Below are 24,153 nucleotides of genomic sequence, written 5' to 3'. Positions count from 1 at the left end.
TACTTGGCTTTGATAAAGCCCCAGGAGACCTATGCCCACCACACAAATCACTAGTCGCGCGATTGTCATATGTCTGCTAGCGGCCGTCTGTACTTTGGCCATCCGGCAGAGTCATGCTCAGTCAAGTTCGGCCAGCTTATCCGTGACAGTAGCCGATACATCGGGCGCAGCTATGTCCAAAGCAGGCATAGCACTGAGGAATACAGACACGAATCAGCAACAAAGCGTCAGTAGCGGAAACGCTGGGAACGCAGTTTTCCCATTCGTAAAACCGGGCCACTATGCGCTGACGGTGTCTAAACCGCAGTTCGCAGACATAACTGTAGATAACATTGTGCTAAATGTCGGAGACGACAAGCATCTGAAACTGATCCTGAAGGTGGGTCCCTCAACCGAAACTATAGAAGTCGACGGAAGCGGCACGACGATCAATACTACCGACGCCTCGGTAAGCACCGTCATTGATAGCAGGTTCGTAAGCAACATTCCCCTCAATGGCCGCACCTTTCAGAGCCTAATCTTGTCAACTCCTGGAGCCATTACAAACTCGCCACAGGTCAACTCCGGACAGTTGGGAACCACCGGGGAGTTTAGCATCAACGGGCAACGGACCGAATCGAACTATTACACCGTAGATGGTGCAAGTGCCAATACTGGAGCCCCTTTGGGACCCAACCAGGCATCAGTCGGTGGTTCACTGCCAACCTCTACGGCCCTAGGAACGACACAGGGGCTTGTTTCAGTGGACGCCTTGCAAGAGTTCCGCGTCGAGAGTTCTACTTATTCGGCAGAATTTGGACGTAGTCCCGGAGGTCAGTTTTCCTTCGTTACGCGATCGGGAACAAACGATTGGCACGGGGCGGTCTTTGATTACTTCCGGAACGATGCACTCGATGCAAACAGTTGGTTCAACAACAATACAGTTCCAGTCACCAAGAAAACTGCGGAGCGACAAAATGATTTTGGCGGAACTCTTGGTGGCCCTATCCGAATTCCCCACGTGTATAACGGAGCAGATCGAAGCTTCTTTTTCTTTTCATACGAGGGACTTCGGCTCGTCCAACCATCGCCGGTCTCCGTAAATGCCGTGCCTGACGTTGCACTGCGTGAGTCAACTTCTGGCGCCCTACAACAGGCTTTGAATGCATTTCCGCTGCCGACCATAGGCTACCCGGACCTCACCAGCGGAATGGGCCAGTTTGTCGGTGCTTGGTCCAATCCGAGCCAACTCGATGCAACGAGCGCCCGCCTAGACCACAATGTCAGCCAAAAAATTCACCTATTCTTCCGGTTTAGTAATACTCCTTCTTACACGAAGGCGCGGGGTACCTCTACAGACTCCTCAACCCCATCCGTCATCCTTAACTCGACGTACCTGTCTCGCACTTATACTTTTGGCGCGACGGTCTCTTTCACACCAAACATTACCAACGACCTCCGCCTAAGCTTGAGCACGAACGGAACATCTTATCAGTATTCGGACGATAATTTTGGAGGTGCTATTCCCGTCGACCTCTTCGCCCTTCAAGGAATTCCTAGTGCCAACTCGGAGGTATCACTTTCGCCGGGCTTCGGTGGCTATTACCCGGCAATTTCGGAAAGTGGGACGGTTCGCGGGCAACAGAAGCAGTGGAACATAGTCGATACGATCGCTCTACGGCAAGGTGCACATGCGTTCAAACTTGGTATCGATTGGCGTAAGCTAACCCCGACCATACCGGTACAGATCGCTAATGCGTCATATAACTATTTCAGCGAAGCGACAACAGCAGCCAATAACGTCGATCTTGGCTCGGGAACTTCCACTGCCGCCAATGATCCTATATATGCTAACTTCTCAGCTTTTGCACAAGACGAATGGAAGGTTTCATCCCGTATCAACGTATCAATGGGCGTCCGGTGGGATATTAACCCAGCGCCGAGTGTCTCTCATGGCCCGACGCCCTACACGGTGGTAGGTCTCAATAACATTGCAACTATGACACTCGCTCCGCAAGGTACGTCACTGTGGAGGACGGATTGGTTTGGAATTGCTCCTCGTTTGGGTGTCGCCTACGTGGCCCACAACAGCCCTAATTGGGAGACGGTTTTTCGTAGTGGCGCCGGCATTTACTTTGACACGGGGCAACAGACCGGATCGCAGGGATTTCAGGGGCCAGGGTTTTCGGCGAACAATTACTTTGGTACGGACTACGGAACGTCGGCAAGCTTTCCGGTCGCTCCTAACGTCGTGGCGCCATCCATCACCAATCCTCCCAGCGCTCCATATGCTTATATTTTTACTTATTCGCCCCGCTTGCAGTTGCCTTATACATTGCAGTGGAATGCGAGCCTGGAGCAGGCTCTCGGTCACTCACAATCAGTCACGCTATCCTATGTCGGCGCAAATGGAAGAAAGCTTCTGCGGGAACAGTTCTCCGACATTTCCTCTATCAATCCTAATTTTGGCTACCTCTATGTGTTCACAAATGGCTTGACCTCAACCTACAACGCGCTGCAATTCAAATATCAAAGACAGGTCACACGTGGTCTCCAGGTTCTAGCGTCATACACGTGGTCTCACGCTTTGGACTACGGATCGCAAGATGACGCCTTCCCATATAAGTACGGCAATTCCGACCTTGACGTTCGGAACAACGCAACCTCCGCGGTATCCTACGACCTTCCCCATACTAGAGGCGCTTCCTGGCTGCGCACTCTCAGTTCAGACTGGGGTCTCGACGGAAGATTTACCGCTCGAACGGCTTTTCCAATCACGCTAAACGGGAGTTCCTATGTTGATCCGGCGACCCATGCGACGGAATATGGAGGATTAAATCTTTTGGGTGGCGTGCCGTTATATCTGAGCGGGTCAGTATACCCCGGTGGGCGCCGTATTAATCCAGATGCATTCACGATGCCGACAAGCGGCCAAGCGGGCAACGCACCTCGCAATTTTGTAAGAGGATTTGGAGCTGCCCAGGGCGATATTGCGATCCGACGCTCCTTCCCGATCCATGACAGACTGCGCGGACAGTTCCGAGCGGAAGCTTTCAATATCTCCAATCATCCTAACTTCGGCTTCATCGGCGCTACATGTGGCGGTACGGTAGGGGGCACCTGCACGAACGTCCAATTTGGCCTAGCGACAGAGATCCTCGCGCAGAGCCTCGGAAACCTGAGTCCGCTGTATCAAATGGGCGGCCCCCGTTCGCTCCAATTGAATTTGAAGTTCACCTGGTAAGAATTCTTCGGTAACCGATAGAGGAGTATCTATGAGCAGGATTCGCAATTGCATCCTGGGTATGTGCATGTTTCTTGTTGGAGGATCGAGTGGTACCGTATGGGCTCAAATCTCCAACGTGTCACCGAGCGATTGCATCAGCGTTAGATACATAACTGGGCTATGGCTGAGCGCAACCGGCAAGAGAGTAGCCTATCTTGTGAAATCACCCAACATCGAACACAATCGCAACGACTATAAACTATTTGTGCGCGATCTCACGAGCAGCTCTTCGCCAGAAGGAAAGCTCGTGTTGACTAGCGCATCCCTGTCAGACGTTCACTGGCTGAATGATGACCGCCGTGTCGCATTACTCATGGGTGATGAGAGCGGTAATAGCACGCAGCTAGTAATAGTAGATACCTCAACAGAAAAGCTGCAGCGGCTTTCTAGCACCCAGAACCAGATCGAGTCCTATAGCATCGACTCTGAGGGAGACACTATAGCCTATACGATCGTAGATACGGGGACCTCGGCGAAGAGAACGCCGGGAACAAGTACCGACGATATTGCCAGCGGCTATCGCATTGCGTCGGGACCAGACATGACTGATGCTACTGTGGCTAGATCCATTTTTTTCCGTCGTCGCAAAGGCGATGGGGGGTGGTCTTTACCACATCAGGTAACGATCGAAAATCCGTTCACTCATGTCAAGACAACACATCTGCCGTTTGCACGATCGCTCAGTTTGTCACCAAATGGGAAACGACTCCTGTTCAATTACTTTTCCGACAGCGTCCCCGACAGTTGGAGACAAGACACGGTAATGAAGTCTTTTCTTAATTCCGATCAGTTCGACATCATGGTTCTCTACGACATAGACACCGCGGCGACATCCTTGGCCATCAACTCGCTATACCCTGCGAGTACGCCGCTATGGTCCAACAACAGTCGCTCGTTTCTTGTAAACTCGCCGTCCCCAATTGGAAGCCGTTGGCAAGAGCAGGACATTCGTGCTCATAGAACCTCGGGGGCAGACGCAAACCTCTTTGCTGTTGACGTGGAGTCAGGGGAGGTGGAGGAGGTCTTCGAGAACGTCCCATTTCATCACGAAGGGCCTCTGGCATGGCGACCAGACGGGGACGTTGTCCTTCGAAGCGGATTTGCTGCGATCGTAAGGCTCCGCCGCGCCGGCGACTCCTGGCACGAAGTCGATCGAATTGACCTGGCTCACTCAGACCTAGATCGACTCTCCCTCCTCTCTTCAGATGGCACAACAATTATGGGAACGCGCGAGACGATCACCACGCCACCTGAACTGGTCGAGTATTCGATGGACCAGAGGAAACTCCAGATCCTCACAAACCTAAACCCGGAACTCAGCAAGGAACAGCTAGCCTCAGTGGAAACTATGCGCTGGACAACCAGAGGCGGACTGGAGGTGACAGGCTATTTGTTCCTTCCTCCGCACTACGATCCTGCAAAGCGGTATCCGCTTGTGATTCAAACGAAGGGAAATTCAGGCTGGTTTGCCTGTGACTCAGGAGAGAGTCACGATCCCTCCTTCGCTCCTCAACCGATCGCTGCAGCGGGAATGATGTATCTCGTCCGCGGACAGTCTATCGATTGGAAGTTTCAGGATGACCTCAACAATCGTCCCGAAGGCTACCCAGGCGGCATCGGCGAGGCTGTTCAACAGATGGACATTTGGGACAGTGCCGTAGACATGCTCGACAAGACTGGAAGAATCGATCCGTCCAAAGTGGGGATTATAGGTTTCAGCAGAACAGGATGGGAGGTGGAATTCGATCTCGTCCACGCTCATACTCGCTATGCCGCTGCAACCGTTGCCGACAACGTGCAGTATAGTCTGAGCGACTATTGGTTATATCCGTGGCTGGACGGGGACTATGAGCGCATGTATGGAGGTCCGCCTTACGGGTCCACTTTGGGGAACTGGGAGAAGTACTCCATCTCATTCAATCTTGAAAGTATCCATACGCCTCTTCTCTTGGAAATGATGGGATACGGAGCTCACGAGGACCTCCCATTCAAATGGCCAGGAAGTATTCCTCGAAACCTAGCCAATCGGTTCGAGATCACTAAAGGTTTGTCCCGTCTAAAAAAGCCATTCGAGATGTATTACTATCCCGACGAACAGCACCAACCGGACCACCCCAAGGCTCGCGTCGCCAGTCTCCAACGAAATCTCGATTGGTATCGGTTCTGGCTCCAAGGATATGAAGACCCCCAGCCTGCAAAGAGAGATCAATATGAAGGATGGGAACACCTCAGACAACTTCGGGATACAGATGCAACAGCGGCGACGAAACAGCAGCGATTGGAAAGCCACCCTAACCCTATCTGAATAGCTCTTCTCGCCCTCGAGCACACGACACTTTGAGCCTTCGAAACCGACGCCAAGGATAGAAGCACGGTAGACAGATGTGACTCCGTCTACCGTGGCTGGAAGAGCTCCGCAATGGTTCTATTAGAGAGCGGCAGACTAAACTACTCGTCCGCCTCATATGCGCCAGTGGTGGATTTGTCGCCCGCACCGACATTGTCCAGGATCATCAGACGTTTGCCGTGCGGGTGGTTTCCGGTCGATTGGATTGCCTTGTTGGCGTTCACAGTGCTAAGGACATGCGCTTTTGTGTATAGCATGATTTGTTCCTCTCTTTACTGCAATTTCCGTGAGAGCATTGCTAAGTGCTAACACTGCTCACCCGGATCTCTCTCGCCCTTTCTTCCGTGGGCGGAACCTATTTGGGTATGTTGCTGATCGAAAGCAGAAGTCCGTTAGTACGCCGCTTGTGCCCTAAGGCCCTGGAGCCATACTTCCGCCTCAATCGCTCTTGTGACATGGCATACCCACTTCGTTTCGCCTGTAAGCGCTGCGCGAAACGCTGACAGCAACTTAGCCTGATGTACGATGCCGTATTGCGAAATCAGTGGGTCGCTAAGGAGTTTCTCTATTCTCTGCCTTCCTTCTCGGAGATGAATGATCGGAGCCTGCGAGACGAACGCCTTCCGCTTCCGCTCCAGCACCTCTGCCGGCACAATACCTTCAAGTGCCCGGCGCATGAGGAGCCGACGACGACCGGGCTGTACAAGTTGCTCTCGCGGGACACGGTGTAAGAAATCAACGAGGTCACGATCTAGATAAGGAAATCGATATTCGTAGCAACCCTTAAGGCCCGGGGAGCCATTTGGAAGAGTCTCAAGAATCGACCACCATGTGCGATCGTTGGCAACTGAACTGGGCTTGGCGCCAATAAGTTTTTTGGCTCCCCCAATCAGACCGAGGCTAGAACCTTTAACTTTAGGCAGTTCTACACTCAGCCAAGGGGGAATTTGTTCATCGTCAAGACTAGGCTTCCGATAGAGATCGATCGTAGATCTGAAGGTATTCCACAGCATCGGAATAAGAGGTTGGCGCCCGGGTAAGCACCATGAAAATGTTCGAGCGATTAACTTGGGCAGTTGACATTCGCGGAGATAGTTTGCCAATTCAGGCATTCCGGTCGGAACTCCGCCCAGCAACTCATCTCCCCCTATTCCCGAGAGGATGACACGATAGCGTCCGTCCCCTACGATCCGTTCAAACAGATTTGCAATGTCGACATAACTTCGGTCTCCACAGAAATAAGGATAGGCTCTGTTATCCAAGGAGACGGGTTCGTAACGAGGAGCCCGCGAAGACACATCGACGTGAAATCCATCCTTCTGACGATATCTTTCCACTGCTTGGAAATAAGGGCGATCATCCCAATCTGCTTCGGTATCGTCATAGTACGAGACCGTATCTATTTGGTTTGCTAAATTGGACATGTGATCGGACATACACACGATGGATGAAGAATCCATCCCGCCACTAAGCTCGGCCAGGATGACCTCCACAGGTATCGTGCTACGCCTAATTGCGCGTCCAAAGAGTTGGAGAAAGTGTTCATCATACTCAACATCAGTACGATAGTGAATCTGCGAGCATGTTCCACTATTCCAGTGGGGCTCCGTTGTCATCTTTCCTTTTTTTAGTTCGACATAGTGCGCGGGGGGAACAGCCTGGATTCCCTTATAAGGAGTCAAATCACCTACAGGCTGACAGGAAAGAAGACAACCAAGGTATTCCTTGTTCAGCTCAAGCTGATTTTGTTGTTGGCAGAACGTCTCTAGATAGGTGGACCAGAGAACTACATCGCCGATCCTCCTGTAAAACAGAGTTCTTGATCCTGCGTGATCGCGGGCCATATAGAGGACTTGACTCTGTGCGCTCCATACGGCAACAGCCCATTCGCCAATGAAATGCGAAAAGCATTCCTTGCCCCACTGTTCAAACGCGCTTAGTACTAACGATGAGTCTGAAGTCTCGACGGGGCTAATTCCTAGTGCATTGGCTAACTCTTCGAAATTATCCAGCCTGCCGTCTAGCGTGACCATATTCCCGCGTGCATCAAGATACGGTTGGTGTCCAAGATGCGATCTGCCATGAGTGTGGAAAGCCTGATAGGCCATCCCCACAGAGTCTTTTGCAGCGATGAAAGTCCCATCAGCCCCATACCTAGCAGTAGTATGAGCGAGACTACCCAAAGCTTCCCTATTAGCCTTGGGGTCCTCCAAGCCGCAGATGCCATAAATGACACTCATTAAGGATCCTCCCGATGTCCGATTCCTCGTTCAACACCGTTGCAGTTCACGGTAAAGTTCGGACACATAGGACTTGTCATTTACTACAAGGCCATCCATCTCTACCCATGCATGAAATTTGGGTGGGACGATCTGTCCCCCGATCACAAGCTCCGCAGCTAAACCGTAGCGACGCAGCAGCATCGTCAGCGCGACAGAACGCTGCAAACATTTCACCTCTTTGAAATACAGGACACACGCAACGTCTATTGCACGACACACAAGCTGAACCGAATAACGCTTTGTGTTGTGTTCTGCAGTAGGAATTCCTTCAAGAACAGATTGAAGTGGCTTTTCCCGATGCCTCTGCAAATACCACTCTGTCTTGAGAAGACACCCTGATGCACTGGAGATGAGTCTTACAGGACAATGTTCCTCATGGGTGGCCACTCCGAGTTCGCCGCAAAGAAATGCAATCCTATGGACGAGAGCGTCAATCCGCACTGCCAATGGCATCGTCGGAGAATGTCCTCGTTGAGGGTTGTAGTCGAGCAATATTGGTGAGATCTGGGCAACACGATTCTGCAACTGAGCGGTCATCTTCCTCGCATGAGCTGGATTGCAGCGAGTGTCTTTGTCGCCAGTAACAAAGAGAAGGGAGGGGTAGTTCCGGCCTTCCTCGACGTGATGATAGGGGGAATAGTTATATAGCGCCTCGAAATCATCCGGGTCGTCAGATGTCCCGTACTCCTGCGCCCATACATGAGCTCGGTCAAAGCGGTGGTAGCGAACCATGTCTAACAATGGGGCAACACATAGGCCAGCTCCAAAGAGGTCCGGCCTCTGTGTGATCGCGGCACCCACGAGGAGACCGGAGTTCGATCCCCCAAAGATTGCCAGTTTCGCCGGCTTCGTGATGCCTTCTTCGCAGATCCATTTCGCGGCCGCAATGAAGTCATCGATGGCCACCTGACGGCTTCTGCGACGCGCTGCTTCATGCCAGTCCGTTCCGTGCTCCCCTCCGCCTCGGATCTCCGGCAATGCAAAGACGAATCCACGTTCCAACATAATCGATATAAACGCCGAAAACTGAGGGGTGAGGGTCACACCGAACCCTCCGTATGCTGTCATCACCACCGGGCGATCCTTCAGACTCAAAGTGGAGCTACTGACCAGCAAGATCGCAATAGAAGTGCCATCCTCGGCTGTGTACATACTCTTCTGATAAGCGATAGGGAAGTTCAGGGCAGCGACACTATTCTGGCTCCAAACCGCACGCTCCCGGGTATCGACACTGAAGGAATACAAAGTCGGGGGTTTCGTAAAGGATTCGCGAGAGAGAAAGAGTTCCTCAGCCTCCGATGAATATGTTGGCAGAATGTCCCAAGTACACCCTTTCTCCAAGGGGATCTCTCCCAAATACTCTCCATCGAACGACCAGATTCGCACAGCAGCTTCAGCACCTACTAGATAGTTGATATAAATTCGATCGTGAATGACCGTCAGCCGAGTGATTGGAACTTTCCACTCCGGAACAACGACGCGAATCTGATGGCAGTCGATAGGATCCAACTCAACGATCTGCCCCTTGGGCGCTCGATCATATGAGACCACTAGCAGCTTGTCACGATTGATAAATGGATTGAACGGCGCGGGCACATTTTGAGCAATCCGATTCCACGAGCCATGACAATCTTGATGTCCAACGTGAAGATCGACCAGATATTGGTCGCCACGTTTCTGGTACAGCACCGCGGAGAGCATTTTATCGCCAGCGTTGAAAACAAGTTTGCTAGCGTAAGAGCGAGGGAAGCTCAGAAGCACTTCGTCGTCTGCTATATCTGTTCCGAAACGGTGGAATCTGACTTGATGGTTGCTCAAGGGATTCATTGGGTCGTTACCGAGGAAATCGTGGCAATAGTAAAACCCGTCAGCCGCATGGCGGAACGCGAATCCTCGAGACAGACCAGTTGGGAGGTGGTCCGTGAGAGTCCTCCTTGAATTGGTCTCAACGACGTGGATTGCCTTGCTATGCTCGCCGCCTTGCTTAAGCTCATAGGCGACCATATTCCCATCCTTCGAAATCCGATAGATTCCAACTGATGCGTATATTCCTAAGATTCGTGGATCTACCAACACGTGCTCCGCCCGGGCATGAGAATCCATGACGTAAATTGACGCTTGTTGCTCTCCAACCCTGCGCTTGCGGTAGAAGTAACGCCCCTGAACTTTTCCGATCTGATCAGTGGCGTCGACATCCAGAAATTCCCGCACTCGCGAACGGAGTGGATCTAGACTGCCAAGCCTTTGAAAGTAGTCCTTGAAGCGTTTGCCCTGATCCGCAAGCCACTCTTCAGTTTCGGGACAGTTCCGGCCCTCTAGCCAACGATAGGGATCTGCCACAAGCTTCCCATGGATTGTCTCTACTACTCCGTTAGGTGCATTTACACAGACTGCCATTCAACCCCCGTCTGGCCATTACTGGCCGCAAGCCTGTCCATGTGACGGGCAAGGCTCCGAGCATAGCTTTGAAACTCTGCCTCTTGTCTCCGAGTTGAGTGCAGCCAGTCACCACGGCCATGAAGATAGGACAAGACAGAAATCAACGGGGCATATTCGAGGGCTCTACCGATCTGTTCCTCTGTCAAGACATCGCGCCAGCAGCTACAGTAGGCGGACGTCAGACTTGCACGCCAGAGAGTCGGGTCGTTCGTCTTCCTTGCCGTATGTACACATAGCTGTTCTAGAGTCACAAAGGGATTGCCGACATAGGCTTCACACCAGTCAGTGAAGACGCATCCAATACCATCCCCAAGAATGCTTCCCGGGCTAATATCGCTATGCATCACGGAGTCAGGAATGGCCAGGGTATCCATTGCTCCGCATGATTCGTGTAGCAGACGTCCGATCTCGCGGAGCCGCCCCCGTGAAAGCACGGGAACCCTAGTGCTAGTCTGTGTCCGCATAGCCTCTTCAAGGAAGTCGATCAGCTCGTCGATGTGTGAGATCAGTGCCGACAGGCGATGATCGATGAACCGCGACGCGAGCAGATCATGAGTCCTGCCAACGAGTTTCTTCTGAAGATGTGCCAACCTGATAGCGGCCATTTCAAAGTCAACTAGTGAATCCGATGAGTGCAGGGAGGAGCCAAATTCTTCCATGATCCACGCGTTCCAGTCACCCCGCATACCGATAATCTTCGGTAAGTACTCGGGACATTGATCGACGAGATAAGAAGTAGTGACGAACTCATGCGCATTAGGCTCTCCGACCGCCTTCAGCCAATATGCTGATATGGAGGAACGAGAACCAAATCGAACGAGGGCGAACGCACCGCTCGCATTGAACTGTCGAACATCTGTGAAATTAAGGGCCTGATCTTCAGCGCAATCTCGGACCCATTGCTCTGCTTTCTTGATCCAGCCGAAGCGGGAGAAGGGCCCGCGACTCTCACAGTTGCCGTCCAGCATGGCGTTAACTGTCGCAAGCACGTCTGACGGTAGGACTTCTTCGGAGATTTGAGCGATGGGAACGGGGCGAAGCTCCCCGCATGGAGAAGGCCATGGATTTAGAATCTCCAACACAGCACAGTAGGGGGGCTCATCGTGTCCGTGAAGCCAGTCAATGACAACGGTCCGGAGTGCCCATATTTCATAAACGGCCTCTGTAATCTGTTCCGCCGTGCGCGTGTATCGAGGGATGTCAATATGTGGCAGCCGAGGTCTGCCCTTCCCCTCTTCCAGCAATGCCAAGTTCAGCCTTGGCACTACTAGCAACAGTCGATAAGCTGCGTGATCTTCGTTTGGCTGGCCGGAAGTCATCGCCCCTCCTGAGGTCGCAGCGTGGTAGGTACGTCGGTTAGCAGCGACCGTGACGCGAGGTCTAAGAAGAACTCATTGATATCGCGCTCAACTGTTGCTACGTCCTCGCCTGTCTGCTCGACGAGGTGGTGGACTATTTCCTCTCTCGCCATACCCAGTTCGAGTCGTCGCCAGATGTAACCTCCCATCGCATCGAGAGACGTAATCTGATTTCGTGCGCTGTTGAGAACAACTGCCCCATCTTGATCCACGATGGAGCGAAGTTGCGGAGCAGGTCGCCCCATATCGTCACCTCACAGGGAAAGGTTTAGTTCTAGTCTTCAGACTGAACGAGTTTGCGCGCCCGACGAGTAGACCAAGCACATACCGAATGGCAAGGGTGAACGAGCCCTCAGACCGACGGCATCCGTTTGACGAAACTGGGTGCACCTGATGTTCAAGAAACTCAGCAGGGGTCGACCCAACTGTGAGGAAGAGTCTGACACTGTCATGATCGCGAGAGCAATCGAAAGCATGTCGGACACTGCGACAAAGTGTCGCTCACACTGTTCGCCTTTTCGGGAGCGGCGTTATCGTGGCCTAGGTGCTAAAAGAGTTCATCGCTGCCGGCAGCCAGGCGGATATCAAGCTTCGCCTTCTCGCGTTCCTTGCGTCCCCACGCAGAGGGCGTCTCACCCGTGTGCTTTTCGAAGAAGTGATGAAAGTCTCGTGGCTCGTCGTAACCAAGCATGCTGGCGACCACGCTGATCTTTGGAGGTGGCATCCAGCGCAGAAGTGTCTGCGCGAATGCGAGCCGCGCATCGACCTGGCATTGGAACATGCTCTTCCCGAACTCTTCAATGAAGGCCCGCTCGAGAGTTCTCATCTCAACCCCGAGCTCCCTCGCAATCGGTCGGAAGTGGAGCTTCACATGGCCGTGGTAGAGAAGTATGAAGTGCTGCATAACGCGCGCAGGATATCTCATGAGTTCCTGGTGAAACTCATCCTCGGGCGTCGCCCTCCAGAGTCTTATCTTTGCGATCACTTCTCCCTCGACGGCCGAGAGTGTTTTGGGGACAGAGCTTCTCACGAGTCATTCCTTTGGACGCAGAACCTGCAGGTGCTTCAGGACTCAAGCAAAACTACAAAGATTGCAGCGTCCTCGATGGTCGTCTGTTCGCTTGTTGCCTTGGCTCTCAAAGGCGCAACGCGATCGGGCCTGGCTGTCTTCCGTGTTGCTGGTATAGCAATGCGCCTTTGCGAACAGAGATCTAACCGGTGGCGAAACCGGCAAGGGACTTCTCGGAGAAATAGTTACTCAGGAAATCAGATGGAGATGTCTTGGTGTGTGATTCAGGAAACTATCGCGGGACCGGATGGTCGCATAATGACTGGAAACACGTGTAGCTCTCATGGGCACGTTTCCTCGTTAGGCTTTTGGAATTGTCACTGCAATGTCACGACTAGCGGGCACATGACGATAGCTTGTATTCACGCCATTGTGCGTCACTCCAATGAGAAGACTACGGCTCGCATCTGCTGTCAAGACTGCAGCCCCTTGTGTCGCCTGAGAAACCTTCAGGTCACAAAAGCCATTCTCCCGCGGAGAGTTTCCATGCGAATTCCAATAACTGAAAAAAGCAGAAATAGGCAAAGGATATGCAGAACCAGGGTGCAAACCTGCCAGTTACTGAGCTTCACGCCCTTAGAACCCGAGTCTCATCCTCGTAAACCATTGAAGTATGTCTTCAAAAGGGCTAATGCATGAAGCGGACAAACGCACGGCTATGGCTATTTCAGAAGTTACGCCCATATACAAAACGCATTGTGCTCGGCCTCGGGCTTGCGGCCTGTTCAGGGGCGGTAGCCACGATCGATCCGCTGTTGATGCGCCAGTTAATCGACGTGGCATTACCTCGCAGGGACGTCAGGCAGACTACCTTTGCAGTTATCTCCATCGCACTATGTTTTGTCGGCAGGTCTGTTTTCGGTGGCCTCTCCGGGCTCGCAAGTTATCGCGTCACGCAGTGGCTCGGCCAGGACCTACGTAGTGAGTTACTCGTGCACATGACTAACCTCTCCGCGGACTGGCACGAGAAGACGATGCTCGGAGAAAAGTTGAGCCGCATCGACCAGGACGTAGAGCAGATATCTCAGTACGGCGCCGACGTCGGGAATACGATCTTCAGATCCTTCGTCTTCTTCGTGGTGAACGTGGCGATCATGATGGCATTGAACTGGCGCATGACGATTGCCGTACTTCCGCTTCTGCCATTGTTCTTATGGGTTCGACTTCGGTTTCGAGAGAAGATCCAATCCAGAGCCGATCATGCCCAGGTAAAAGTCGGAAAGGCAACCGGGGACCTCGCCGAACATCTGAATGCAGTCCCGCAGATCCAAATCCTCGGTGCCGAAGAGGCCCGAATCGCACGCACCGTTCGCGCGTGGCTTGACCAGGTTGGCGCACAGTGGAAGCAACGCCGGACAGAAATAGCATTCAGCGTTTCCGTCACAAGCGTCCTTGCTGTCGGCATCCTGCTCGTACTCGGCCTTGGCGCGCATGAGTACTTCATCGGCGCTCTGAGCGTTGGTGGGCTGGTTGCGTTCTATGCGTATGTCACCCGCATCTTCGAACCAGTATCGTCGGCGATGGAACTCTATTCAAGAACACAGAGGATGCTTGCCAGCGCGCGGCGCGTACACGAAGTGCTCGACACCGAACCGAGCGTAGCCGACGTGGGCACGATCCAGAACATCCCGGCTCCCCTCGTCGAAGGAGTTGTATGCGAGGCGATATCGTTTGGCTATCGACCGGAGCGCCCGGTACTGCGAGACGTCTCCCTGCGGCTCCAGAAGGCAGAGCGGGTTGCGCTGGTTGGCAGCAGCGGATCGGGAAAGTCGACGCTCTCCCGTCTCTTTGCGCGAATGGCTGATCCTACGACAGGACGGATTCTCCTTGAGGGAAAGCCCCTCCACGAATACAGCCTTCGAGCGCTGCGAAAGAGCGTCTGCTACGTGCCGCAACAGCCGCTGCTGTTTTCCGGGACGATACGGGAGAACCTCCGATACGCCAATGCCGATGCGACGGAGGCGGAGATGGAACGGGTCATCGAAGCGGCTCAGCTCTCCCAACTTCTCAGGCGGTTGCCTTTGGGGCTGGAGACGGTACTTGGTCAGGACGCGGCTGGAATCTCAGGAGGCGAAAAGCAGCGACTGGCTGTCGCACGGTCTCTCTTACGACGACCGTCCGTTCTGATACTCGATGAATCGACCTCAGCACTGGATCTGCCAACCGAGTATGCGCTCTTCAAAGCGCTGGCAAGTTTCCAGGACAACATGGCGATGATCCTGATATCCCACCGGCTTCGATCGCTCACATGGGTCGATCGCCTCATCGTGCTGGACGCAGGCTCAATCGTCGCCGAAGGGACGCATGCGCAACTCGTGTGTGATTGCTCTGTGTACCAGGCCCTCTACGAACGAGATCAGCCTGAAGCGTCAAGGTCGATGATGGACAAGCCCATCGGGGCCATGTCGGCCGTTACGGCGGTACAAGCTTGAACCTCATTGGCAATTCGCAGAGCTGTTGGAGGCGCCACCCGAAGGCCGTTCGGTGGGACCGAAAGAATCGAGTATCTTCGACAGCGCATCCGGCGCATGTTCCACGATGCTGATTGTGTGCTTTGGACGACCATCGAGATCCCGCACGAGAAAGACCTTCATCTTCGTGGGGATGATGTGACCGCCTCTATGTCGCAGCCGCTTGAAGACGACATAGTTGTCAATGGCTCCCGCAGCCAACTTCAGGAAAAGCGATCGACCTTCAGAGATATCTTCCGGGTGGACGTGCCGCGAGAATGGCAGCTCTCTCAACTCCTCCGCTGTGTACCCAAGGAGTTCCTGGAGGGCTTCATTCGATCCAATGGGGCGCCCTGAGGGGTCCACGAGAGCCACACCCACGGGCACATGCTGCAACAGGGTCCGGAAGGCGGCTTCGCTTCCCTCAACGCGTTTCGCGGCCTCGTCAAGTTCTACGAGGTTCTTCGCGACACACCCAATCGAAATGGGTTCCCCGGTGTGGGGATCGTTGACCATGTAGACGCTGGACGATACCGGGATCAGTGCGTCGGATTGGAGATGCTTCAACTGCATCTGCACAGTCACGCCGGCATCTGCGGGCCGCAGCGATCTAAAGATATCGGAAAGCCTACCGTGAGACTCGGCCGTGAAGAAGTCCAGCAGGTACTTCCCATCGATATCATCGTCGTGCCGCAACCCGATCATCGCTCGACCCGGATCGTTAACGAACAGCACACGCAGATCGAGATCTGCGACGCACATGAAGTCTGAGGAACCCTGGATCAGATATTCGAGATTGCGAAGTTCGAGTTGGTCGGAGTAGTTTTCTTCGGCGACGGTAATACATGCGATGAACCCGTCTGGATTTCCAGAGCCATCGTAGATGGGCGCGGCTGAGATTCTTGCATAGAACTCGGTCCCGTCCCGTCGGACCCGGACGGTCTCCACTCCGACCACCGTACGGTCAGATCTCAGGTCGTCCAGGAGCTCATTGAAGCTCTTTCTTTGATGTTCAGGGAGAGGCAGCTTTGAACCCAGAATTCCGTCATCGTTCCATCCATAGATCTTTCGAAACGCTGGGTTGCAATAACGTACCGTCCGATCGAAGTTGAGCAGAGCGATGCCGACTGGAGCCTGATCCAGAATCGTTCGAAGCAAGGCGTTATCGATTTCCAAGTATGCCTCCATCAGGGTATGGCAATGGACGGCCCTCTCTTTGGAGTGTGTCCATTTAGTGATCCTGGGGCCCGATTCGTTACAAGAACTCTGTTGCCGGGGAATCCACTCAGACCTGTCGCGCCAAACCGTTCTGCATCTGGAGTGCCCAGTACTCGAGTCGACGCTCAGACTTTGCCGACGAAATCCCCGGAGAATTGCAAAAACCCACCGGAGTGTTCCGAACGGAAGTGTTGCGTCACGCATCTCTGGTTTGTGAAAGATACTACAGCTCTCAATAGCATTAACGTCTTCAATAAACATTTCCCTTCACTTCGTGTAGATAAGCAATACCGTTTTGGATTTTGTCGCACTCTCCGACTTAATTTCGGTTTGCCCAAGGGACCGGTCACGCTACGATCCACGTGAGCCGCAGTCCGTTCCAGATCATCAAAGGAAAGCGCTCGCCCTGAGTCTCTGGTCCTAATGTGAGATCGATGGGATCATGAGTCATAGCCGTACCCATGCTGCTTATGTTGAGAAACAGCAGAACTCGGGCCTTAGTATTTGCGACGGCGGCGATAGGTACAATAACCACTTGCCTATTTCTACAAAAATCTAGCCCAAAGCTCTCTCCCGGGAGCCTCCTCGCCCGGGCGAACGAGTTGTCCTGGAACAACAATTGGATCGAAGCAGCTCCGCTTTATGCGCAGGCGGAGACATTGTTCGAACGCTCGAACCGTCCGTCGCAGGCCCTTTACGCTCACGTCAGCCAGTTCATACCACGAGCTGAGGCAGAACCCCTCCCAGCTCTGCTTGTTGAGCTGGAACGGGATCTGAAGCTGCCGGCCGCCCGGGAGCCGGAGACCCGGCTTCGGATTCTTGTCATTCGGGGAATGATCGAGACCAACTACGATTCCGCGATGGCCGCCAAGACCTGGGGAGAAGTCCAGACACTGGCCGAGCGGCGCGGCGAGTTCGAGTTGATGGCCCGGGCGATGGGCGAGCAAGGCATAGCGGATTTTCTGCTGGGCGATTTCTCCAATGCGAAGAAGCTGGTGACCCGCGCCTGGCTCACGGCGAAGACACTCCATGACCAGGCGGCCTATGTTCGATACGCCAGCCTCTATGGGGCGGGCCTCGTAGAACTGCAACGCTATGACGAAGCCCTCCAATGGCTGGACCAGGCGATCGACACTGCGAACAAAGACCGCGGCCTTGCCTATCCGTCGATTGCGATCAATACGAAGATCGATGCGTTGCGGGGCCTCCATCGTTATCCGGAAGCGCTCGCTCTTGCCGACGCCGCAATCAGCCGCTTACCCTCGGCACACCTCGATGCCCACCTGTTTCAGATCGAGACCGCGAAGGGATCGGTCTATCAGGACATGGGCGACTGGGATCGAGCGACTTCTGAACTTGTAGTTGCCCTCGGTTACGCGCGCCACCTTCAATATTGGCGAGGGATCAGCCAGACGGGCGGCCTGCTTGCGATAGCCTATGAACGCCAGAACGACCTTCCTGCTGCACTCGCCAGCATCGACGAGGCGATCGACGCGAATACGAAGGTTCCGCAGGAGCTCTACTTTTCCCCTCGCAATCTGGCGATAAAGGCAGAGATTCTTGCCCGGATGGGGCGTGATTGGGAATCGCACGCGCTCTATGAGAAGAGCATGACTCTTGTCGACTCATTCCTCGCAACTGCACCGACGCCTAACGTCGAGCGTGCCTTGATCGAGGAGATGAGCCAGGTCTACTCCAGTTACTACAACGTCCTCTGCAACGAAGGGGATCTGGACGCCGGCCTCAAGACGATTGAACAGGAGCGCGGTCGGATCGAGGTGCAGGCGCTCGAACATCATGAACTGGTTGCTCCCCACGAACCAACCGGCCAGGAAATGAAAATCATGCAGATCAATCTTGAATTGATCAAAACGGACAGCGACGCAACGCGGCAGCGTCTGGCACAGTCCCTCTATCAGGAGGAGCTTCAGTTGGACGATTCCAGCCTGGCTGGCGCGACCGCAAGGCGCCCGATGGCCGTCCGAGACATACAGCGCCATCTCGGGCCGGATGAGCTCCTTCTCGAATATGTTCTCGATGACTCCCAGTCGTCTGTTCTTGCAATCACATCTCGCAGCTTGACCCGGTATGCGCTGCCTTCACGGAAGGTGCTCGCATCCTTGATTGCTCAGTACCGGAGATCCATCCACAGTCGAAAGAGCGATCCCGAGCTTGCCGGGATGCTCTTCACCGGCCTGCTCGGTCCGGTCAAGGAGTACGCGGAACATCGATCCGTGATTGTCGTCCCTGACGGTGTGATCAATCTGGTCCCGTTCGCGGCGCTGATGGACGAACGAACGTATCTCGTTGAAAGCCACAACTTCAGCGTAAGCCCATCCGCTACGGTTCTATGCCTTCTTCGCGATCGCGAACCGTCGACGCTCGCGGATCGATATCAATACGTCGGAGTCGCGGCATGGACCGGGGAGAACGAACAAGGTCCAAGAGTAACCGGTCTGCTTAGGGCAATCTCGCTTCCCCAGATGAGGCAACTGCAACCTCTGCCGCAGACCAAGAAAGAGGTGGAAACAATCGCCGGTGATTTTCCGGCGCCCAGGACGCTTCTTCTGGGACCTGCCGCAACAGAGTCGACATTCAAGGCTCTTCCTTTAGACCAGTATCGCGTGCTCCATCTCGCGTTACATGGTTATGCCGACGTCGAGTATCCGGACCGGTCGGCGCTCGTCTTCGCACCGCAGAAGGATGGGCACGATGATGGCCTTCTCGAAGTCAGAGAGGTGCGCAATCTTCATCTCAAAGCGCGGCTGGTGACACTATCCGCCTGCAACACGGGCGTTGGCCCGGTCGGGGAGGTCGATGTAGCGGATCTCGGCCACGCTTTCATTGAGGCCGGTGCAGAAACTGTAGTTTCAGCGCTCTGGGAGCTGGACGACCAGAGTACGACACAACTGATGACATCGTTTTATAAGAACCTGGCCAGCCATCAAACCAAGACCGAAGCGCTCAAGCAAGCGCAGGTTCAAATGATGCAGTCTGGTCTCGCGCCTTACTACTGGGCAAGCTTTGAAATTGTCGGAGACCCCGCGGGAGTACTTTGAGTGCAGACGAACAAATCCGTTGACAGTGGTAGATCCAAAAGCCTGTTGAATGCAAGACAACGAGAGCAGATGCTCGACAAAGTCACCGGCATCATCGGCAAGCATTTCTACAACACCCAACTGGCCTGGGTTCATTGGCCAGGAGCGATAGCGAAGCACCGAGAGCGCATCGTGAACGCCGGTTCGGACGAGCAGTTCGAAGTGGCAATGCTTGCGCTGCTTGCCGAACTGCAGCGATCGCACGTCGGCTTCTTCCATGAAAGCCTCTCCCGATCGAGCAGCAAGATGGCCCTTTGCGCCACCTATCTGGTATCGAAACCCTTGAGGGAGGAGCGTTGGACGTTCCAGGATGTTCACGCCGGCGGGCCTGCCGCACTTGCAGGTATTAGGCCAGGAGATGTCCTCTTAGCTGTCGACGGGCGCCCGTTTCGCCCACCAGAGCATCCACTCTTCGCAGTTAAATCCAATGCGAAGATCACTGTGCTGGCCAAAGGACTTCGCGAGGAGATAAAGGACGTAGTCATACCGGCTCCCAAGCGGATACGGGGCCAACTTCCTCAGGTAGTGCCGACCTCTCTCGTGTCCTACAAAAGGCTGCCGGGCGATATAGGGTATGTGCGGATCGCGATGTACCCGGGACAAATAGGCGTTGAAATCGCCAATGAGATCTCTCTCGCTATCCAAAACGTGGGACAGGCCTCACGCCTCATTCTCGATCTCCGGGGAAACACCGGCGGTGGCATAGGAGTGTTACGGGCAATGAGCCTGCTGACTCCTTCAAGGCTTCAGGTCGGGCGCTATGCGGGCGGCGGCATGACGCCCGTGAACGGTGCAAAGGGCTATCACTTTGTGTTCGACAGAATTCCTTCGCAAAAACTTGGTCTCATTCCATTGGCTCTGAAAGCTCAGGCAATGATGTCCCTCCGCAAGGCCGTCGGTCTCAACACCCCGATCCTCATAGCTACCGAAGGTCTGGACGCAATGCCCTTCCACGGCCGAATCGTCATCCTTGTGAACCGGCACACCGCAAGCGCCAATGAGATGCTCGTCGCGTTCGCACGCGAACATCAATTGGCGACGATCGTCGGAGAGGCTACGCCGGGGCGGGTTCTTGGAGGAAACAAGTTCGCTCTCTTCAGCGGGTATTGGCTTGTGCTGCCGGTGGGTTCATACCAGACCGCGGAAGGCGACGGTATCGAGGGCCTTCCGATCGAGCCCGATGTGCTGGTGCCCTTCGAACCAGAGCAAGCAAGAGCAGGGTTGGATACACAACTCGATCGTGCGATCGAAGTGGTATCTGCAATGTAGAGGACACACGTATGTCGCGCTCTCGAACACCATTGTTCTTGCCGGTCGATTACGTCGACGGGAGACTCAACTCAACAGCGCTCCGCTCTGCTGGGCAGTGCGGCGGTGTCTTCTGACGATTCATCCCGGGCCACAAAACGATGAGTTTCGTCTGATACTGATTTCACGCTCGAACAAGCGCATTCTCGTTGAGCGACAATCGCCCCTGCACTCCGGCTCGGCCTTCTCGCTGCCACGCTTATCCATCCCCAAATGGACACGATCGGCGCCGCACATCCAACGCGCGATCAGTCAGCGTTGGAACTTACAGTCTGTGGTCTTGGAAACTCTCGGAGAGTGGTCTCTCAGTGGGCGCATCGCGATAGTGGAAGCAACCAATGACCAATCCATCACCGCACTTCCAGGCAGGTTCGCATGGCTTCCTCTGGAAGAGATCGCCGACATTGAGATTGAAGACGCGGAGAGTTCGGTTCGAGTAATGCTTCAGGACCTTCTGGAAGGCAGGACTGACGATCAAGCGCCGTTTCTGCAGCTCGGGTGGACCGAGGATCTGTTGCGGTGGATCGGCAGAGAGCTTCCTTACGACCGGATCGATATTGGCGATGAGATCGAACAGGTCAATGCGTCTTCCAGCCATACACTCTTAAAGATCCGCCCCAGGCACGGTCCTCCGTTATGGTTCAAGGCAGTCGCAGAATCACCCCACGAATCAACAGGCAACGAATACGTGGCCGTGACCATGCTGAGCAACCTGCTTCCCACGTTTCTACCAACGCTGTTAGGCGTCCGGACGGACTGGAATGGATGGTTGATGCGTGACGGGGGAGCGTCGGTCGAAGAATCAGGCCACCTCGAAGCCGAGACCGCGGAGACGATTGGGAAGAGGCTCGCCGAGATGCAACAGGCAAGCATTCCCCATCTGGATTCGTTGCTCGGGCATGGGTTCACTGACCAGCGCATCCCAGCTCTTCGGGATACTATGCTCTCGATGATGCCGTACCTCGAAGAGGCAGTGCTTTCGCAGAGGTCGGACGCCATTCCCGCAATCGAGATTGGACGACTGAAAGAGATCGCCGAGATATTCGAGGAGGCTTGCTTTGACCTTGAAGAGATCGGCATCCCGGACACGGTGGTTCACAACGATCTCAATGGCGGCAACATCCTGGTTGCGGGCGACGCTTGCGTGTTCACTGACTGGGCCCAGGCTGGCGTGGGCAACCCGTTAGTCGCTCTTGACCAATTGCAGATTTATCTTGCTCAGGGCAAAACCTTTGCACCATGGTGTTCGCGCATTCTCCACGCCTACCGTGAACAGTGGAGATGCGACATCTCCGAGGCTCAGATCGATCTAGGCCTTCGGTCTGTCAGGCTGGTATCGATCGCGACGCACCTAACGAGCCGCTGGCAATGGCTCGAGTCCAGATACCACTACAACCCTGGACTGAAAAGCTACATTCGAAGCCTCGTACGCCAGATGGATAAGACCGCTCAATCGCGCCAATGTGTGGGTGTTCAAAAGTGACATGTGGAGTGTCGAGCGTATGACAGGACCGCCAGGAAGGCTGTTCATCAACTCGTTGTCGGTAGCGACACAACAAACCTCGCTCCGTTAGGTTCGACGTTGTTTGCGCTTACCTTGCCCGAGTGTATTTCAGCCACCTTCCGCACCATCGCCAACCCCAATCCAAGAGAACCCACCTTGGAGATGCGGATATGGCCTTCACCTTTAAAAGCGAAGTTGAAGACACGTTCAAGCTCCTGAACAGGAACCCCAGTACCCGTGTCCTCGACAACGATGTCAACCGTCTGCTCGGATCGGCGCGCACTCACGGTGACCAACCCGCCCTCTGGGGTAAAGCGGATCGCGTTGGATAGAAGATTCTCAACGGCACGCTTTACGAGACTCTTCTCCATGCGGACGGAACCTATGTCATCGGGTACTTGCAGGTCGAGTTCAATCCCCCTGCTTGAGGCCTCGTACTGAAAGTCCTCGAAAGTCGATTCCAGCAAGGGCTTGAGAGGCATGTCCTTGAAGCATCTTTCGATACCGCTCTCGAGAATGGCGAGCTGACTAATCGAGCCAACGATCTCCGCCAGCTCGGTGATGTCGCGATGAACCAGCTCGAGCGTCTCTTCCTTTTCATCCGGATTCATAGCGGCGTCGTACTGGATCGTCTCGACGCGACGCAGCATGCGGGCCAGGGGCGTGGCCAGGTCGTGGCTGAGGTAGGCGACCCATTCCAGATGCATCTTTTCGCGGCTCGCCAGGTTCGCCCGGACAGCGTCCAGGTCGCTGATCTTGCTTTTGAGACTCTCGGCGAGATCGCTGCCAGCCGCAAGCGGGCTCGGTCCTGGCCCTGTGTTGACGGGCTCTTGTGCGAGATTGCCGACAGCTCGATGGAAAGCCCATCCCAGCAGAGCTGCGGCAAGCAACGCAATCCCTGCTGTCCAACGTTGTTCGCTGAAATACTTGAAACAGACAACGCTCTCCAGTCCTCCAAAGAGAAACAGGGCGGCTACTGCAATCCAGGTAAAGCGCGATGATGAAGGAAGAGCCATCTATTGGTCAGACATATTCGTGCGACGGTCAATCGCGTCTGTAACACAAGTAGTCAAGGAGCTTCCAAGGAAGCCCATCCGGCCAGTCATTTGAGTTAAGCCTTCTCCGAGCGAATGCCTGAAGAGGTCAACCGCGCGCAGCGGATTAGATTGACCGATCAGATCCTTGCAGGAGCAAATGCTCCAGAAGGGGTTGCAAGTCTCTTGATTCCAAGAGACTCACACCGACAGCAGACTCTGAGAAGCGAACTGTTGCAGTTACTCTCTTGAGGCATATCGTTCCTGGCGATTCCATGGTGTTCTCGCAAACAGTTCACCTGGAGAGCACTCAGAATCGGCCCTTGCTGCGGGCTCTGATCGATGACCCCTCGGCTCTATTAGATCATGCGGTCTTGAAAAATGTGAAGTGCGACTTCCTATTTTGTAACCTTCTAATGGGTATATTGGGAACCGCAACTTCGCAAGACTGAAAGGGTGACGACCCTAAGATACCGATTCTCCAAGCGGATAGCCGAACTACGACGATTCTCCGGAATGAAGCAGGCAACTTTCGCGGACGCGATTGGCTTGACGCTCAAGCAGGCCGGGGAAATTGAGAGGGGAAACTCTTTTCCGAAGCCAGAGAAGCTCGAGATCATAGCCAAAGCCCTCAACGTCCCTCTCAAGGAGCTCTTTGACTTCGGCAAGACCCGTTATTTCCCACCCCCTCCTGTGATGCCCTCCACGGAGGCGCGGCGAACGCCGAAGAATCGTACAAGAGCCAGAGCAGCAGCTGAGTAGACTTCGATTCAATCGTTCG

The 24,153-nt window shown here is 54.3% G+C and carries 15 protein-coding genes; 7 read left to right on the top strand and 8 right to left on the bottom strand.

The features are described 5' to 3' along the window. The first annotated feature begins 31 nt into the window (after nt 1-31). Entirely contained in the window at nt 32-3,223 is a 3,192-nt protein-coding gene (locus tag XX99_RS08835; protein ID WP_050058984.1) for a TonB-dependent receptor, read from the top strand. A gap of 199 nt (nt 3,224-3,422) precedes the next feature. Continuing rightward, nucleotides 3,423-5,570 carry a hypothetical protein gene (locus XX99_RS08830; RefSeq protein WP_156185877.1) on the top strand — a complete coding sequence of 716 codons (2,148 nt, stop codon included), beginning with the start codon at nt 3,423-3,425 and terminating at the stop codon, nt 5,568-5,570. Between the two features lie 143 nt (nt 5,571-5,713). Here XX99_RS08830 and XX99_RS27175 read toward each other — a convergent pair whose 3' ends face one another. The 6 genes from XX99_RS27175 to XX99_RS08805 all read right to left on the bottom strand — a co-directional run bounded on the left by XX99_RS27175 (nt 5,714) and on the right by XX99_RS08805 (nt 12,595). After that, a complete protein-coding gene (locus XX99_RS27175; protein ID WP_156185876.1) occupies nt 5,714-5,869 on the bottom strand; it encodes a hypothetical protein in 156 nt (51 codons plus the stop codon). Nucleotides 5,870-6,004: 135 nt separating this feature from the next. Beyond that, nucleotides 6,005-7,852: an asparagine synthetase B family protein gene (locus XX99_RS08825; protein ID WP_050058982.1), complete on the bottom strand. Its 1,848-nt coding sequence runs from the start codon at nt 7,850-7,852 to the stop codon at nt 6,005-6,007. Nucleotides 7,853-7,882: 30 nt separating this feature from the next. Further along, complete coding sequence (locus XX99_RS08820) at nt 7,883-10,291, bottom strand: lasso peptide biosynthesis B2 protein (RefSeq protein WP_082125395.1); 2,409 nt, start codon at nt 10,289-10,291, stop codon at nt 7,883-7,885. Then, nucleotides 10,276-11,652 (bottom strand): hypothetical protein, encoded by a 1,377-nt coding sequence (locus XX99_RS08815; protein WP_050058980.1) that lies wholly within the window; start codon nt 11,650-11,652, stop codon nt 10,276-10,278. Before XX99_RS08815 ends, XX99_RS08820 begins: the two co-directional genes overlap by 16 nt. Then, entirely contained in the window at nt 11,649-11,936 is a 288-nt protein-coding gene (locus tag XX99_RS28620) for a PqqD family protein (protein ID WP_050058979.1), read from the bottom strand. The genes XX99_RS08815 and XX99_RS28620 overlap by 4 nt, the downstream gene beginning before the upstream one ends. Before the next feature lie 302 nt (nt 11,937-12,238). Beyond that, nucleotides 12,239-12,595, bottom strand: coding sequence for a helix-turn-helix domain-containing protein (locus XX99_RS08805; protein WP_260315341.1), 357 nt, complete (start codon nt 12,593-12,595; stop codon nt 12,239-12,241). A gap of 800 nt (nt 12,596-13,395) precedes the next feature. On the opposite strand from XX99_RS08805, the gene XX99_RS08800 reads away from it, so the two are divergent. After that, complete coding sequence (locus tag XX99_RS08800; protein ID WP_050058977.1) at nt 13,396-15,192, top strand: ABC transporter ATP-binding protein; 1,797 nt, start codon at nt 13,396-13,398, stop codon at nt 15,190-15,192. Nucleotides 15,193-15,195: 3 nt separating this feature from the next. On the opposite strand, the gene XX99_RS08795 is transcribed toward XX99_RS08800, so the two are convergent. Next, nucleotides 15,196-16,386 carry a PAS domain-containing protein gene (locus XX99_RS08795; RefSeq protein ID WP_184084814.1) on the bottom strand — a complete coding sequence of 397 codons (1,191 nt, stop codon included), beginning with the start codon at nt 16,384-16,386 and terminating at the stop codon, nt 15,196-15,198. A 644-nt stretch (nt 16,387-17,030) separates the two neighbouring features. Here XX99_RS08795 and XX99_RS08785 point away from each other — a divergent pair. The 3 genes from XX99_RS08785 to XX99_RS08775 all read left to right on the top strand — a co-directional run bounded on the left by XX99_RS08785 (nt 17,031) and on the right by XX99_RS08775 (nt 22,317). Further along, complete coding sequence (locus XX99_RS08785) at nt 17,031-19,487, top strand: CHAT domain-containing protein (protein ID WP_050058974.1); 2,457 nt, start codon at nt 17,031-17,033, stop codon at nt 19,485-19,487. 69 nt (nt 19,488-19,556) lie between these two features. Next, the gene (locus tag XX99_RS08780; protein WP_156185874.1) at nt 19,557-20,795 is read left to right on the top strand and encodes a S41 family peptidase; all 1,239 of its coding nucleotides are present in this window, start codon (nt 19,557-19,559) and stop codon (nt 20,793-20,795) included. 313 nt (nt 20,796-21,108) lie between these two features. Next, the gene (locus XX99_RS08775) at nt 21,109-22,317 is read left to right on the top strand and encodes a phosphotransferase (protein ID WP_184084817.1); all 1,209 of its coding nucleotides are present in this window, start codon (nt 21,109-21,111) and stop codon (nt 22,315-22,317) included. Between the two features lie 47 nt (nt 22,318-22,364). Here XX99_RS08775 and XX99_RS08770 read toward each other — a convergent pair whose 3' ends face one another. Next, the gene (locus XX99_RS08770) at nt 22,365-23,354 is read right to left on the bottom strand and encodes a sensor histidine kinase (protein ID WP_050058971.1); all 990 of its coding nucleotides are present in this window, start codon (nt 23,352-23,354) and stop codon (nt 22,365-22,367) included. A 474-nt stretch (nt 23,355-23,828) separates the two neighbouring features. Between XX99_RS08770 and XX99_RS08765 the strand changes: the two genes are divergently transcribed. Next, a complete protein-coding gene (locus XX99_RS08765; protein ID WP_269430960.1) occupies nt 23,829-24,134 on the top strand; it encodes a helix-turn-helix domain-containing protein in 306 nt (101 codons plus the stop codon). Nucleotides 24,135-24,153 lie beyond the last annotated feature (19 nt).

Source organism: Silvibacterium bohemicum (assembly GCF_001006305.1).
In the GTDB taxonomy this organism is placed as follows: Bacteria; Acidobacteriota; Terriglobia; order Terriglobales; family Acidobacteriaceae; genus Silvibacterium; species Silvibacterium bohemicum.
Note: the sequence above shows the minus strand (reverse complement) of the source record. Positions and strands in the feature narration are given on the sequence as shown.

What these genes read in the sequence shown, in the direction of transcription:
- XX99_RS08800 (WP_050058977.1), top strand. Translation starts at nt 13,396, where the DNA reads ATGAAGCGGACAAACGCACGGCTATGGCTATTTCAGAAGTTACGCCCA.
- XX99_RS08820 (WP_082125395.1), bottom strand. Translation starts at nt 10,291, where the DNA reads ATGGCAGTCTGTGTAAATGCACCTAACGGAGTAGTAGAGACAATCCAT.
- XX99_RS08825 (WP_050058982.1), bottom strand. Translation starts at nt 7,852, where the DNA reads ATGAGTGTCATTTATGGCATCTGCGGCTTGGAGGACCCCAAGGCTAAT.
- XX99_RS08805 (WP_260315341.1), bottom strand. Translation starts at nt 12,595, where the DNA reads ATGCAGCACTTCATACTTCTCTACCACGGCCATGTGAAGCTCCACTTC.
- XX99_RS08780 (WP_156185874.1), top strand. Translation starts at nt 19,557, where the DNA reads ATGCTCGACAAAGTCACCGGCATCATCGGCAAGCATTTCTACAACACC.
- XX99_RS28620 (WP_050058979.1), bottom strand. Translation starts at nt 11,936, where the DNA reads ATGGGGCGACCTGCTCCGCAACTTCGCTCCATCGTGGATCAAGATGGG.
- XX99_RS08835 (WP_050058984.1), top strand. Translation starts at nt 32, where the DNA reads ATGCCCACCACACAAATCACTAGTCGCGCGATTGTCATATGTCTGCTA.
- XX99_RS08815 (WP_050058980.1), bottom strand. Translation starts at nt 11,652, where the DNA reads ATGACTTCCGGCCAGCCAAACGAAGATCACGCAGCTTATCGACTGTTG.
- XX99_RS27175 (WP_156185876.1), bottom strand. Translation starts at nt 5,869, where the DNA reads ATGCTATACACAAAAGCGCATGTCCTTAGCACTGTGAACGCCAACAAG.
- XX99_RS08770 (WP_050058971.1), bottom strand. Translation starts at nt 23,354, where the DNA reads ATGGCTCTTCCTTCATCATCGCGCTTTACCTGGATTGCAGTAGCCGCC.